Source organism: Sutcliffiella halmapala (assembly GCF_050107295.1).
Lineage (GTDB): Bacteria > Bacillota > Bacilli > Bacillales > Bacillaceae_I > Sutcliffiella_A > Sutcliffiella_A halmapala_A.
The window spans coordinates 135658-150514 of sequence record NZ_JBNIKR010000006.1 but is presented as its reverse complement, the minus strand read 5'-3'; the positions used below and the strand labels follow the sequence as shown (position 1 = coordinate 150514).

At 41.0% G+C, this 14857-nt stretch carries 16 protein-coding genes; 2 read left to right on the top strand and 14 right to left on the bottom strand.

What is annotated here, in order from left to right; translation table 11 throughout:
* Positions 1-50 precede the first annotated feature (50 nt).
* The 10 genes from ACQCT5_RS11800 to zapE all read right to left on the bottom strand — a co-directional run bounded on the left by ACQCT5_RS11800 (position 51) and on the right by zapE (position 10158).
* Positions 51-545, bottom strand: coding sequence for a hypothetical protein (locus ACQCT5_RS11800; protein ID WP_499642067.1), 495 nt, complete (start codon positions 543-545; stop codon positions 51-53).
* A 599-nt stretch (positions 546-1144) separates the two neighbouring features.
* On the bottom strand, positions 1145-2404 hold the full coding sequence (locus ACQCT5_RS11795) for a glutamate-5-semialdehyde dehydrogenase (RefSeq protein WP_499642065.1): 1260 nt from the start codon (positions 2402-2404) through the stop codon (positions 1145-1147).
* A gap of 27 nt (positions 2405-2431) precedes the next feature.
* Positions 2432-3550: a glutamate 5-kinase gene (gene proB, locus ACQCT5_RS11790; RefSeq protein ID WP_499642063.1), complete on the bottom strand. Its 1119-nt coding sequence runs from the start codon at positions 3548-3550 to the stop codon at positions 2432-2434.
* Positions 3551-3583: 33 nt separating this feature from the next.
* The gene (proC, locus tag ACQCT5_RS11785) at positions 3584-4426 is read right to left on the bottom strand and encodes a pyrroline-5-carboxylate reductase (protein ID WP_499642061.1); all 843 of its coding nucleotides are present in this window, start codon (positions 4424-4426) and stop codon (positions 3584-3586) included.
* Positions 4427-4728: 302 nt separating this feature from the next.
* Positions 4729-5934, bottom strand: coding sequence for a hypothetical protein (locus tag ACQCT5_RS11780; protein WP_499642059.1), 1206 nt, complete (start codon positions 5932-5934; stop codon positions 4729-4731).
* Positions 5927-7099, bottom strand: coding sequence for a DUF58 domain-containing protein (locus ACQCT5_RS11775; protein ID WP_499642058.1), 1173 nt, complete (start codon positions 7097-7099; stop codon positions 5927-5929). The genes ACQCT5_RS11780 and ACQCT5_RS11775 overlap by 8 nt, the downstream gene beginning before the upstream one ends.
* A gap of 2 nt (positions 7100-7101) precedes the next feature.
* Positions 7102-8037, bottom strand: coding sequence for an AAA family ATPase (locus ACQCT5_RS11770; protein ID WP_499642056.1), 936 nt, complete (start codon positions 8035-8037; stop codon positions 7102-7104).
* A 122-nt stretch (positions 8038-8159) separates the two neighbouring features.
* A complete protein-coding gene (locus ACQCT5_RS11765) occupies positions 8160-8735 on the bottom strand; it encodes a hypothetical protein (protein ID WP_499642054.1) in 576 nt (191 codons plus the stop codon).
* Positions 8716-9267, bottom strand: a complete 552-nt coding sequence (locus ACQCT5_RS11760; protein WP_499642369.1) for an RNA polymerase sigma factor — start codon at positions 9265-9267, stop codon at positions 8716-8718. Before ACQCT5_RS11760 ends, ACQCT5_RS11765 begins: the two co-directional genes overlap by 20 nt.
* A 99-nt stretch (positions 9268-9366) precedes the next feature.
* On the bottom strand, positions 9367-10158 hold the full coding sequence (gene zapE / locus ACQCT5_RS11755; RefSeq protein ID WP_499642051.1) for an AFG1/ZapE family ATPase: 792 nt from the start codon (positions 10156-10158) through the stop codon (positions 9367-9369).
* A 144-nt stretch (positions 10159-10302) separates the two neighbouring features.
* Between zapE and ACQCT5_RS11750 the strand changes: the two genes are divergently transcribed.
* Positions 10303-10728 carry a DUF2621 domain-containing protein gene (locus ACQCT5_RS11750; RefSeq protein WP_499642049.1) on the top strand — a complete coding sequence of 142 codons (426 nt, stop codon included), beginning with the start codon at positions 10303-10305 and terminating at the stop codon, positions 10726-10728.
* Positions 10729-10743: 15 nt separating this feature from the next.
* Here ACQCT5_RS11750 and ACQCT5_RS11745 read toward each other — a convergent pair whose 3' ends face one another.
* The 3 genes from ACQCT5_RS11745 to ACQCT5_RS11735 all read right to left on the bottom strand — a co-directional run bounded on the left by ACQCT5_RS11745 (position 10744) and on the right by ACQCT5_RS11735 (position 12561).
* Positions 10744-11238, bottom strand: coding sequence for a CcdC family protein (locus tag ACQCT5_RS11745; protein WP_499642047.1), 495 nt, complete (start codon positions 11236-11238; stop codon positions 10744-10746).
* 142 nt (positions 11239-11380) lie between these two features.
* Positions 11381-11740, bottom strand: a complete 360-nt coding sequence (locus ACQCT5_RS11740) for a response regulator (protein ID WP_386637323.1) — start codon at positions 11738-11740, stop codon at positions 11381-11383.
* A gap of 110 nt (positions 11741-11850) precedes the next feature.
* Positions 11851-12561, bottom strand: coding sequence for a cytochrome c biogenesis CcdA family protein (locus ACQCT5_RS11735; protein WP_499642046.1), 711 nt, complete (start codon positions 12559-12561; stop codon positions 11851-11853).
* A 152-nt stretch (positions 12562-12713) separates the two neighbouring features.
* On the opposite strand from ACQCT5_RS11735, the gene ACQCT5_RS11730 reads away from it, so the two are divergent.
* Positions 12714-12953, top strand: coding sequence for an aspartyl-phosphate phosphatase Spo0E family protein (locus tag ACQCT5_RS11730; RefSeq protein ID WP_499642044.1), 240 nt, complete (start codon positions 12714-12716; stop codon positions 12951-12953).
* A gap of 98 nt (positions 12954-13051) precedes the next feature.
* Here ACQCT5_RS11730 and ACQCT5_RS11725 read toward each other — a convergent pair whose 3' ends face one another.
* Positions 13052-14857 (bottom strand): ABC transporter ATP-binding protein, encoded by a 1806-nt coding sequence (locus ACQCT5_RS11725; RefSeq protein WP_499642042.1) that lies wholly within the window; start codon positions 14855-14857, stop codon positions 13052-13054.

The window sequence follows — 14857 nt, the reverse complement described above, 5'->3', positions numbered from 1 at the left end:
ATACAAACGAAGGTGTCTCATATAGTCAGGGACACCTTCATGACATTTTATTAATTTATGTGGGTCTCTTCATACCATTCCTTGATTTCCGCTGGCCAATTATTACTGGCATAAACTTCAGGACTGAATCCTCCAAGTTCAACAAGAACAATAATTCCATCGACATTAACAATATAAAAGTCTTGGAACGGAGTAGGCTTTACCTCTTGAACATTCCTGTTACGTTTTGCATAAAATTCTCTTATCTCAGCTTCAGCTGAACCGGTAGCTTCAAAGTGATTTTTATTTTCAGGAAGGCTTTTCTTCTCAACATAAACCATATCATCATTATCTAGTGGTTTTATTTTATTATTGATTGAATGTAAAAGATTGATCACTTCTGCAAATCCAATAAAAACCATACCGGTTACGAACATTTCAAAAAATAAAGGGACCCCAAGCCCAAAACTTTCTGTTTCAGATATAACCTGCCATGCCCAGATGAAACCGATAATGATAATTCCAAAACCAATAATCCTCAAAATCCCCCCGACTTTATTTTCCATCTATCTATCCCCTTTTAGTTTATGCTACTAAATTCGACACTTTCCATTAAATCCCTCTAATGGTTGAAAACACAAAAAAGACACCTGGATTTTTTCAGGCGTCTTTCCGCTCAAGAGTGAACCACTGACCACTTATTCCCCTTCCGTCCTATAACTGCGATTCCTCTGATTCTCCGGTATCGCCTGAACAATTTGGATGACCCCAAATAGAATGACTCCAAAAATCATCCAAAAGAAGCGATCAGAGTAGGAGGTCACACCAAATAGAAAAAACAATGAAAAAATGACTAAAATGAAAAGATGAAGAAATTTGTAGTATTTCCCTAAGATTCTTCTCAACAGTGTAAGCACAGTAAGAGATAGAAAAAAAATCGATAATTGTATGATACTTTCAAGAAAAATATTTGTTTTGATTGTACTTCACTATCCTTTGTAACAAATTCACACTATAAATCTATGTATAGTAGATAAGTTGTTATTTTGATACTACCATATTACTACCATTTGAATGATTCTTCCACAATAAGACATGAAATTCCTTCAAAAACCGAAAAAAACCGTATCCCTTAAAAGAGATACGGCTGTAATATATTCTGCATTTATCTGATTTGTCCATCGCCTGTCATTTGATATTTAATAGTAGTCAATGCAGGCAAGCCCATCGGTCCACGTGCGTGAAGCTTTTGGGTCGAGATGCCGATCTCTGCACCAAAGCCCAATGCCCCTCCATCGGTAAACCTGGTTGAAGCATTATGATAGACCGCTGCAGCATCCACCAGCTTCATAAATCTGCTGGCAGCTTCCATATCCTCTGTGATGATTGCTTCAGAGTGCTTGGTTCCATAGTCATCAATATGGTCGATGGCTTCATCGATTGATTTAACGATTTTCACTGCAATATCCAAGCTGAGGTACTCGTTAGTCCAGTCTTCCTCACCAGCTGGAATAGCTCCAGGGATTTCTTGTACGACTACTTCATCCCCATGTACCTGAATGTTATGGTCCTTAAATAGATCAATGAGTGCCTTTTTATTCTTATCAAACCAATTTTCATGCACAATTAATGTTTCCGCTGCATTACATACGGCAGGTCTGTCGGTTTTGGCATTTACTATTATGGACTTAGCTTTTTCCAAGTCTGCCGCTTTATCTACATAAAGATGACAATTGCCCACACCTGTCTCCAAAACAGGTACCGTTGCATGTTCCACCACTGCTTTAATGAGGGACGCTCCACCTCGTGGAATCAATACATCTATATGCTCCTTCATAGTGAACAACTGCTCTGTTGCCTTCCTGTCCGTACTGGAGATGAATTGAACTGCCTCTTTCGGTATCAAGGTTGTCTCCAATGCCTTGTGCATGATGTCTACAATCGCCTGATTGGAATGGATGGCAGAAGAACCGCCTTTCAGGACGATGGCGTTCCCTGATTTTAATGCCAATCCCGTAGCATCGACTGTCACATTTGGACGCGCTTCATAGATCATGCCGATTACGCCAAGCGGCACTCTCACTTTTTCCACCTGTAATCCATTATCGAGCGTCCAGTGAGAAAGAATATCTCCAACAGGATCCTCCAGTTCTGCAACTTCCCTTAATCCATTTGCAAAATCAGCGATTCTCTCAGGAGATAGTGCCAGGCGGTCCATATATGCTTCCGTATAACCTTTTTCACGGCCCTTGGCCAAATCCTGTTCATTTGCTTTAAGAATATATTCCACATTACCTTCAAGTGTATTCGCTATTTCTTTCAATACTGCATTCTTCTGTTCGGTTGTCAGCAAGCTGACCACCTTAGCCGCTCTCTTCGCTTCCTTCGCTTGTGCTTCTACGTTTATGTCCATAACTAAAGACATCCAATTCCTCCTATTTTTTTGACTATCTTATATTCCTACAGGGATTGAATCTTCCAGATGACATACTAAATCATCATGTTTTACCACTTCTTCTGTATAGTTGTTTTCACTCTGGTCATACTCTCTTAATTGTTCGGATGAGTAATTGACAACTCCCAAACCAATACGGTTTCCTTCAAAATCCAGAATTCTCACAACAGATCCTTCCTGGAAATAGCCCTTCACTTTGCTGATACTTGAAGGCAGAAGTCGTTTCTTCCCAAGCATGGATATGTCCGCATTCTCCGCCAACATCACTTCACCTTCCGGACCGGAATTGAATGCAATCCATTGCTTTTTATGATTCAAGTTTATGGTAGTGTCATTGGTTTCAAAATACGTACCAACAGCTTGTTTTTCGACTGCCTGAAGCAGGATATTCGGTACACCTGCCTTCCCTAGAAATGCGGGAATGCCTGATGCCATGGCTATCTTGACCGCATCTATTTTGGATTTCATCCCGCCGGTACCAACCGCACTTCCCGAATCACCTGCAGCTGCTTCAATTGCTGGAGTGATTTCCTCCACTTTTCTGAGCAGTGTGGCGTCCGGATCTTTACGTGGATCTGCATCATACAAGCCATCAATATCAGACATGATAAGTAGCATATCCGCATCCACAAGACCAGCCACCTTGGCAGAGAGTGTATCGTTATCTCCGAATTTCAATCTATTTACCGTTACGGTATCATTTTCATTGACGATCGGTACAATACCACGCTCTAAAAGGACATTTGCAGTGTTACGCGCGTTATTGTAGCGATTTTCATCCGAAAAATCTTCTCTTGTTATCAAAATTTGAGAGGCAACGTACCCGTTTGATAAAAGTAGTTCAGAGTATGCCTCCATTAGTAGCCCTTGTCCTATCGAAGCAGCCGCTTGTTTTTCCGGCAGGGAGGTTGGTCTATTCAAGCAACCAAGTTTACGATAGCCAGCCGCCACCGCACCGGATGAAACTAGAAGCACCTCATATCCAAGGTCCTTTAACTGTGCGACTTCATCTACCAATCTTTCCAGTTTTCTTCTACTGATTTCACCATGAGAGCTAGTCAGTGAACTGCTTCCTATTTTAATTACCACCCGTTTTGTATCTGTTGCGGGATTCATTGAATCACTCCTGTTACAGTCTTTGTTGCGTATTCAGCTTAACACCAATACTTTTTCATTTTCCGTACTCATTTCCTTCGAGCGTTGTGCAGCACCTTTGATTGCAGCGGAAATAGCCTTGCCGCCTCCATTTTCTCTTAATGCTTCAAGACCTGCTGCGGTCGTGCCATTAGGAGATGTTACTTTCTTTCGTAAGCTTTCGGGTTCTTCATGATTTGTTAAAAGCATTTTTGCCGCTCCCAAAATGGTCTGTGCAATTACATCTCTCGTTACAGTTTCATCCAATCCAGCCTCATTGGCCGTCTTCTCCATATGTTCCATTAAATAATAGAAGTAGGCAGGACCGCTTCCTGCAACACCTGTAAAGACGTCCATCTGCTCTTCTTGGATGGTATACACTTTCCCAATAGTGCTTAAAATTGCCTGAGCATCCATCACATGGTCCATTCCTACGTGCGAACCTGTGGAAATGGCAGTAGCAGATTCCCCAATCATACTGGACGTATTAGGCATCACTCGGATAACCGGCTGATTGCCAAGTAGTCCTTCTTCCATATAATTAGTGGATATTCCAGCTAATACGGAAAGAAGCAGCTGATGAGGCTTTATTTTTTCCTTTAAAAATGAAAGTGCCTGGTCGATATCTTTCGGCTTCATCGCAAGAACAATAATATCCAAGTCTTCAAAAGGCAGATTGTCCTTAGCGACACCGAGTACACCATATTTATCTTGTAGTTCATTTAATCTGTTTTCATTTGATCGATTACTTACAATCACATTTTCTGCAGGAACAATGTCACTTGCAACTATGCCTGAAACCATAGCTTCTGCCATTGATCCTGCTCCGATAAACCCAATCATTTTTTCGTTTAGCATCTTATCTCTCCTGACTTATCCGTCCGTTTTTAACAACGCATCTATACTAACATGTAGAGAGGCAGTTTCAAGGGGGATTTCCTAATTAGTGGGCATATGAGCCAGATAGTGAGTGTAAACGCTAACATTTAGAAGCACCTATCTTTAAATCGCAAAAATGGAGGAAAATCACGGAATATCGCTGAATATGCCGTTTTTGGGGGATGGAACCTTACCAAAATTATCCTCCTGCTTGTTGTAGAGGTGTTCCACATCAAAAAAACATCGCATTTCCTATAATAAGGAATATGCGATGTTTACCATCAGCCCGCTTTTTTCAATTCTTTTAAAGTCTTCCGAAGCTCATGGGCCATTTCACGGCATTGTTCATGTTCTTCGTCAGACAGTTTTAGCTCACCATATCTCACTTTGGCATACAGCTTCATAAACTCCTGTTTCAGAAAAGATTCGCGATTCAACCAATCCTCTAACGTTTCAAAAGGGTATCTGCCTCTGTTTTTCTTTTTGGCCAGCTTTTCTAGATCGAACATTAACCTTCTTACCTGATCCTCTGGAGGTTTTTGAACACTTCTTGAAAAACGGAAGCCGTCTTTTCTCTTTGTTAAGGAAGTCAGGAAGGTTGCTTGGTCCATAACCTCTTGCTCATCCTTCTCCACACGCTTTTTTCGAAGAATCAGAAAAAGGACGGTAATGACCACAACAGCTGCTACAGCCAGCACCCAAGGATTATCAAAAAGGCTACCTGGTTCATAAACCATTTCCGGTTCGGGCTCCTGGTCGCCCTCAAATTCAATTCCACCTTCATCTACTGGCCCTTTTGGTTTCACTGTCCAGTCATGCAAACCAAGCAGAAAAATGATTGGTCTGGCAATCATGCCTGCAATAAAAGAAACAGCACTTCCCAACCAGCCGAATGCGCCGCCAAGCAGCCATTTCCCAAAGGTGGAAAATATCGCTGCAACAGCAAGGACCACCCCTATTACAATAGCAGTGGATGTAAGTACGCTCTTCTGCATCGCAACATTACCCTTTAGAGAAAACAGTGTCTCCCCGGTATATAGTAGTAGGACAAACGCCAGCTGACCTGCAAACAAAGTAAGCAACGTGGAACCATAAGGATAACCGACCGCCACTCCACCAACATATATGATGGGCATCCAGAAGAAAGAGTGCATCAACAAGGTAAAGGAAGACAATCGTCTTTCCTGGATAAAATACATAAACCCACGATAGCTCAAGAATAAACCGATCAAAATGGATACAGCTATGTGGAAGTTTAATAGGTACGCCAATAATGCGATAATTGGCGCAACAAACATGATGGAGACATATGTGTCAGGAAGTCTTTTTGACAACAGCATATAGATTCCAATCGTCGCTGCATAGGCCACTAAAAATCCAGGGAGTGATGGAAGAGCTTTTGCGTCCATGTAGAAAAGCAAAATAAAAAAGAAAAACAAATTCAGCTCCAACAGCATGGTAAGACTATTCTTCCAGATGTTAACCATGTAGCACCTCCTGCCTGTGATAGGAACGCCATTGCCTTAGTGTGAAATGCTGGTCTATGCAGTCCAAGCTGTATACTTTAGTGGATGTCGGCATTTTCCAGCTGGCTACACGCTCCTGATCCGCACAAATAATGACATATGGTGAAGTCAATGCATGCTGAAAGGTAATTCTTTCGAAGGATTCCATCCCGATAGCCACATTATTGGATTGCAATCTTGCCAGAAACGTCAACGCCATCTGCAATTGTTTTTTCCCTTCACCCGAGGGCAATTCAAAGTAGGAAGGTTTTCCCGCTTTTTTTATATTGACCAAAAGAGAGAAAGGAATATGGTTAGCTGTAGCATGATGGAGCAAATACGTAACAGCCTTCAATCTTTCTTCAAAGTCTGTGGACCTGATATCCAGGACCATCAACCAGGAAAACTGGGAGCTCCTTTCATGCAGTTTCGTTTGGAGCTTGGCCATTCTGGCGCTTGCTTTCCAATGCACCTTATTGAACGCATCCCCGTTCTGATAATTCCTTGTTCCCACTATGGTTGTCATATCCTCGAAAAGGGAAGATTTCGTTGCATAGCTTCCCTGATTTCGAGGAACTATTCTTTCCATACCTGACACGGTTCTTCTATCGGAATACACCACAGTCTCAAATCTTTGAAGATCAGTCTTATGGCGATACACCTTGCCTGCATCCATGAAATGGCGGATGTCTATGTCAACCCGCCTGATTTTCGCCACACCACGGGAATGTGCCGTAAATGGTACATCTATAAGCAGGACACTTTTACCCATGAGGGAGAAAGGTATTTTTAATATACTCATCTGTTTTCTCTCGTCTCCAGTCTGAAACTTCACGTTTTTATCGACTGCGAGAAGGATATTGCCAAAAAAGATCGGCAATCGGGAGTGTTGTTCGAGTTTAATTGTAAATTTACCTTCATCATTCGGGAAAAGTTTAATTTGCTCTTCTACAATCGTAAATTCCAGTTTCCTGCCCACCTTGTCAAGATAAAGATAGCATGCCAGGAAGTAAAACATATAAAGGCTTCCGATAAAAAAGAAAATGGCATTTCCACTCAGCATACCACCAAACATCAGCACAAAAGCCGCTGCTCGAAGATATTTATGATGGTTCAGATTATCAATTTGTTGACTCCAAGTTCCCATTTCTAATTTGTCGCCTCCACTGGAACCGTCACACGCGAAAGCACGTCATTCAATATCTGCTTGTTCGTTTTCTTCAAGGAGCCTTCCATCGTAAGGACGATACGGTGGCTCAACACATAAGGTGACATCTTTTTAACGTCCTCAGGTAGAACATATCCCCTGCCATTGATATAGGCACTGCCCTGTGCAGCTCTCATCAGCGCCAAAGTACCACGGGGACTGACTCCCACTTCAATCTCCTCATGGCTTCTGGTCGCATGGACAATTTCCAATATGTAATCTTCTACAACCGAAGATACTTTCACTTTTTTAACATCCTGTTGAAAATCTAAAATTTCATCTTTAGAAAATAAAGCGGTTAAATGCTGGATCGGGTCGTCCTCCCTGTAACTGTTCAGGATCTGCTTTTCTTCTTCAAATGTTGGATACCCCATATCAAGCTGAATAAAGAAACGGTCCATCTGAGCTTCAGGAAGAGGAAAGGTTCCCTGTTGGGATTCGATTGGGTTCTGTGTCGCTACCACCATAAATGGTCCAGGGATTGGAAGCGTGTGTCCATCGATTGTGACCTGGCGTTCCTCCATCACCTCAAGAAGACTCGATTGTGTTCTTGGCGTTGCCCGGTTAATTTCATCCGCCAAAAGGATATTGGTCATAATCGGTCCTGGACGAAGCTCGAAAGTCTGTTCCTTTGGATTGAAGAATTGAATCCCCGTTACATCACTTGGCAGAACATCAGGAGTAAACTGTATGCGTTTGAAATCCGCCTCCACCGTTTTCGCAAAACTTTTCGCAAGCAAGGTTTTCCCAGTACCCGGAACACTTTCAAGAAGTACGTGACCTTTGTTGATTAAGGCATTAAAGAGGAGCTCTACCACTTCTTCTTTTCCTATAATGACATCGGACATTTTCCGCTTTAACTGTTTTACTGATTCCATTTTCCTAGCACCCCTTATAGTTTTCTATCTATTTAGAATTATTTTACCATTATTTCTTGCAAAAAAAGACAAATTAACAAAAAATAGCCGATATTTTTTACCGGCTATTAGTACGATAATTTTCAATTTGTGAATGCTTGGAAAATGGTTTCTGCTATTTCAGGTGCCAGTTCATATTTTTTAGGGTTTGATTCTATCATATAGATGCCTTCATAATATGCTGTTTCCCCTTCCAGCCAACTATTGATCCAGACTGAATATGTTTTCTGTTCCCCATTATCATAATGTATGGTCAGCATTTTTGGCGCGAAATCGGGAGAAAATTCGTTGGATGCTTCTTTTTGAGGATTTGCCAAAGCCTCCCCGATTATATTGTTTCTTTCAAAGTCATCTTCCTTATCATAGGTATAACTCAACGGTCCAGAGACACCATAAATAGCAGTCACTTCAGTCGCATCTCCTGCATTGGAGGACGGATCTCCTGTAAATAGATTCATTATAGTCGGGGCAAGAAGCACACACATAATAGCTGCTGTAGCTACTAACTTAAAATAATATTTATAAGGAATGGCAGATTTCCTTGTAGTTTTTTGTAACTTCACAAAAGTATTGTTGCGATTTGCGTCCGATCTGGTAAAGTTGCCAAGTTCTCTGAAATTCTCGTTTGATAGGTTCCCATCAAGCCATTGTTTGTTCATTTGCAGATCCGCCCTCTCTTCGCTTTACTAATTCGGTTTTCAACGCTGCCAGAGCCCTCAACAAGGTGGATTTCACTTTGCTGACAGACCAGCCCAGAGCCAATGATGTTTCTTCTATTGATAATTCTTGGATTTTTCTTAGAATAATTACTTCCTGATAATTTGTTTTCAATTTTTTCATCGCTTCATATAACTCTCTAATTTCCTCCCCTTTTTGAAGGATTTCATCTGGAGTGCGGTAATCTGCCCCTGGCTTGCTCGCAGCCAGGGGGATGAAGCGGATAATCCTCTTCTTGCGCCAATGGTCATAGACGATGTGTCTTGCAATCGAGATGATCCATGTATAGTAGCTGGCATCACCCCTGTACTTATCCAGAGAATTTTTGACTCTTAAAAAGGTGTCATGCGTCAAATCCTCTGCAATTTCTTCGTCTCCCACCATCATCATTATAAACTGATACACTCTGTCACTATATTTATAATAAAGTTCTTCCCAATTCACTCTGTCACCCTCTTTAATTTTTTCTAACAGAATAGTCGAATGGAGATTCCAAAAGTTGCATAAAAACTAAATTTCCTCAAAAAAAAAACTCCACTAAGCCAGCTTAATGGAGTTTAAAAAGGTTTATGCTTAATCTTTAAACATGGTCAAATCTTTGGTTCGGTAGCTTTCCGGCGTGACAATGGAGATCAATTGATTTTGACTCATCTTATTTTTAATTCTGTCAGCTATTCTTTCGCCGTAACGTTTGGTTAAATCACCCGGATGTATATTGGATGTAAAGACGATGCTCTTTCCTTGGCGCTGATTCAAAATGGAATAGATTGTCTGATCGACCCATTCACTGATACGCTCCACTCCGAGGTCATCCAGGATGAGCACATCCACATCTGCGATCGCCTTCATGAATCTGCTTTCCGAGTAGCCGGAGTCATTTTCCCAGGATGCCACAATGGTGTCCATCAGCTTAGGCACATCAAAAAACATGGCCGTAATGTTATTTTGTTTGAAATATTTATACAATCCAACGGCCAAATGCGTCTTACCACGTCCGGTCCTACCATAGAAATACAGGTTCTCTTTTCCGGTAAACTTATCAAAGAAATCAATGGTACTCTCCAACGCTTCGCCTTGACTTGCATATTCCACTTTGAAGTTTTCGAGTGTTGCACCTTCTAGTTCCCTTGGAACGATACAAAACTGTTCAAAGTATTTGTGCTTTCGTCGTTTTTCCGCTTCCATCGTTTCTTGCGCCAAACGGCAATCACATTCATTTTCGAATTCCTGCCATTTCCCTTTGTTCTCGCCACCAATTATCTGCATGCGAACTCGTTTGACTTCCCTATTGCATTTCGGACATACTCGAGAAGAGATGATTTCCGTCTTTCCCATATTTCCTATTACAGCTCCAATTTTTTTCAATGCGGCCACCTCCAAATAACTGTGGGTATTATATTAAATGTATCGTTCATATTAATTTCAATAGTATCAGTGTTTTACTAGTGCAATTATAATAGTTTCGGGTATAATAATACAAGAATGTTAACGAGTTCGGAGGGAAAGAACATGTTAACCGGATGGTTTTTATGGTTAATTTTATTTTGGGTAGTGGCGATGGTTGGTTTGTTGGCCATTGGCGGATTTTTCATGTTTCGCAAATTTTTAAAACGTCTGCCAAAAGAGGACGGCTGGTCCGAATTGGATTGGCAGGATTATTATATCAAAGAAACCCGACACATGTGGCCTGAGGATTTAAAATCCCTATTGGAGGAGCTCGTTTCACCGGTACCTGAACTCTTTCGCGATATCGCCAGACAGAAGATCGCTGGTAAAATAGGTGAGCTTGCCTTTAAAGAAAAAGCTCCCGCCATCACTAGAGAGCATGTAGTCAGAGGGTACATCCTGGCAACTCCTAAACGGGATCATAAATTTCTCATAAAAAAATTAAGAGACCTAAACATCGACCAAACCCCATATCAGCACCTATTCTAAAAACGAAAACCTCGGTTACACCGAGGTTTTTATCGTTGGCGGAAACCCCGCATTTTCAAGCTTCTTATATTTGACATACATCGCGATTCTCCATGGTACAATCATCCCAAAGGCAAGCAGCCAGAACATACCTGTCAGCTCTCCGATGTCTATAGTCGTGCTTAACACCAGCTTCATCACAATCCGGATAACGAGCAGTCCCAATAGAATAAAAACAAATGCTTTCGAGCGCTTCAAATAAATATCAGAATCCCTGATTTCGAATTTGGAGGTTTTAATCAAAAAGATGGAAAAAACCGCCCCTACCGAAAGCGCTTCGATAATTTGCAAAGAACTCACCCGAAATTCAGGAAACAGAAACATTAAAGCTCCCGAACTCATAAAGATTGGAGGTAATATAATTTTTTTCACTGATGAAGGCCTTTTTGCTGCCTTCATTCTAATAAAGATGACTAGAAGAGCCATACATACAGCGAATATCGTAGATAGAATTGTTTGCACTAAAATCATCCCTTATTTTCACAACTTTTTCCCTTTACTATTATACCGAAAAAACGAAATAATAAAAGCGATTATAAAAAGCCTTTATACTTTCATAATAAAAAAATAAACTGCCATTCAGCAAAAGCTTAAATGACAGTTTATCAGACTATTATCCTAGTACTCTCTTAACCGCTTCCAACACTCTGTTCTCATCAAAAGGCTTTACGATGAAATCCTTGGCACCGGCTTCTATCGCTTCCACTATTAAACGCTGCTGCCCCATCGCTGAACACATGATGATTTTTGCTTTCGGAAACTGACGCAAGATTTCATGAACCGCATCTATTCCGTTCATTTCTGGCATGGTAATATCCATTGTCACGAGGTCAGGTTGAAAATCACGATAAAGTGAAACAGCCTCTCTTCCATTCTCGGCCTCCCCGACAACAGTGTGGTTGGCTTTTGTTAAAATGTTCCTAATTGTTAGCCTCATAAATTTTGCATCATCCACCACTAAAACATTAGCCACCGCAGAAATCCTCCTTATGTCCTATAAAAAAGTTTTTATTTTCCTATATATCCAATTTTACTTTACTCTTTTTAGGAGAAGGAAGCAACTAAAAACTATATTGTCCCCTATTAAAATCCCTGGAATCCACCTGTAATTCTGGTAAACCAGGCAATGATTTTTGTCATCCAGTTAAAAAACAATAGAATACCCATCATAATCATCGCATAACCCCCGACTTTCATGATCAGTACATGATTACGTTTAATCCAACCAAGTTTTCCAATGAAAAATGATAGGATGAAGAATGGAATCCCAAAGCCGAGCACATACGCTGTCATGTAGATAACACCGGAAGTCGGATTGGAGGCTGCCAGAGCCATAACACTGATCAGGATCGGACCGGTACATGGCGTCCAACCCGCAGCGAATGCCATCCCTATCAAGACGGTTCCAATAAAGCCGGAAGGTCTATTTTTAAATAAAAACTTCTTGTCCTGCATAAGAAACTTGGGTTGGAATACACCAAGTATGACAAATCCAAAAAAGATAATAAGAATTGCTCCTACTTGTCGGATCAGATTCTGATATTGAGTGAAAAATTCTCCGATGAACGAGGTACTGAAACCTAATGCAATGAAAATAATCGAAAAGCCTATTAGAAAGAACAGCGTATGTAAAATGCTTCTCTTTTGCAGCATTCCTTTCTCATCTTTCAGTTCCCCCACAGACACACCGGTAATATAAGATAGAAACGCCGGATATATCGGCAGCGTACATGGTGAAATAAAAGATAAAAATCCTGCACCAAACGCCAATAATAAAGTTACATCTGCTTCCATGCTATCACTACTCCTACACTTTAATATCTTTCTTAATAGTATCAGATTCCATCGATATAAATTGAGTATACTCTTAACATTCTATGACGAAAACATGACAATCTTGCTTATATGTCTTTCAATGGTATGACAATCATTAAAGTACCATTAACTTGAAAATATTCTTTGAATTCCCTATCGGATTCTTGTATAATAATGATACGAATTGGAAGAAGAAAGGAAAACCAACATTGGCTACTAAACAAGAGATTTTACAACTGATCGAGAAAAAACGCATAGAGTTAATAGATATTGTTGCAAAATACGGAATGTCCTCTTCTAAAACTTTAAAGATAAGCCAGGAACTAGATATTCTATTAAATAAGTATAACCACTTAATTGTACCTAAATAATCATAGTATTACATAGTGAAAAGAACCATCTGTTGATGATGGTTCTTTTCTTTTTAAGCTTTGTCAGTTGACACTATTATTTCTCTAGCGAGGATCTTTTAAGAATATCCCACTACGTCTTCCACTTTATCAGGCTGGCCGTTTTGGAGAAGGTACATTTTATGATAGAGGCCCTCTTGATTCAAAAGTTCCTTGTGTGTTCCCCTTTCCACTATTTCTCCCTGGTGGAGCACAAGTATCTGCTCTGCGTCCTGTATGGTCGATAGTCGGTGGGCGATCGCGATGGTGGTTCTACCTTTTCTCATCTTTTCGAGCGCCGATGAAATAGCTTCTTCGGTTTCTGTGTCAATATTGGCGGTCGCTTCATCCAACACAAGTATTTTCGGTTTTGTGGCAATGGTCCTTGCAAAAGCGACAAGTTGCCTTTGCCCGCTTGAGAAAGTTGCCCCTCTTTCCACTACCAGCTGCTCATACTGGTCCGGCAGTTTTCGGATAAAGCTGTCAGCCTGGACAAACTCTGCCGCTTCCACAATCTCATCCTCTGTAATACTTGAATCGTGTAATCGAATATTATGATTGATGGTTCCATAGAAAAGGAATGGATCCTGCAGGACCAACCCCATTTTCTTCCGGAGCTCCGCATCTTCAAAATTGTTCAATGACACACCCTCCAAAAGGATTTCTCCTTTTTCAAGCTGATAGAAACGCATAAGTAGATTGATGATTGAGCTTTTACCGCTTCCTGTATGCCCGACAAGCGCAACGGTTTCCCCTGGTCTCGCTTTAAAGGATACATTTTTAAGCACATCCCTTTTTCCGTCATAGGAAAAGGTCACATTTTTGAACTCGATTTCCCCTTGATGGATTACAGACTTTTCTTCTCTTGGCATTGGCATGGCCTTTGGCGCCAATTCCTTTTCATCAAGCAAAGAGAATACCCGGGAAGCGGATACGATTGCCTGCTGGTACATGGATAGCCTCATCATCATCTGGTTCACAGGTTCGAAAAAACGCCCCAAGTAGTTGACAAAGGCATAGAGCACGCCAATTTCAATTACACTGCCGATCGACGAAATTCCAAAGTAACTTAACACAAGAATCAATGAAAGCATATACACAAAATCGATTGCCGGGCGGAGCAATAGTCCATCTAGTTTGATGTTTTTGACTCCCGCCTGATAGTGTGCGTCATTGATCTCGGCAAATTCACGTCGAAGCCTGCGTTCCTGTCTGAACACCTGGATGATGGACATCCCCTGCAAGGACTCGTTAAGTTTTGCATTAAGCTGGCTGAGCCTTTCCCTCATATCAGCATAAAATCTCGAGCTGAAATGGCGGTAGGTTGCCATGATCCCGAAAATGATAGGGATGATGAGAAGGCAGATCAACGCTAATTTGACGTTCAGGTAGAACATGGCAATAAATATTCCGATAAGGAAAACACCGTTCTGGACAAAGGTGGAAATGACACTAACAAACATATCCTTGATGGCTTCTGTATCATTTGTCACTCGTGAAATGATGCTACCGCCAGGTGTCTTATCAAAAAACTTCAAGCCAAGGCTTTGCACCTTCGAGAATATGTCTATCCTCATTTCCTGAATTATTTTAAGTGAAATCTCCTGAAACTTTAGTAGCTGGAAATAGGTGACAAACACCTTGAGTACGAGGATTCCTAAATAGAGAGCTGCAAGGGATATGATAGGTCCCCTCTCCATCACTTGAGGTGTCAAATAATCATCTATGAATACTTTGATGATCAGAGGACCTACAATCTCACCGATTGTTGCCACTACCAATAAGGCGAAAGCAAAAATAAACTGCTTTGTATGCGGTTTAGTATAGGATAATAGTCTTTTAAGTACGATTCTCTGCTGTTTAGCTGTTAATGTTTGATTGTTCAT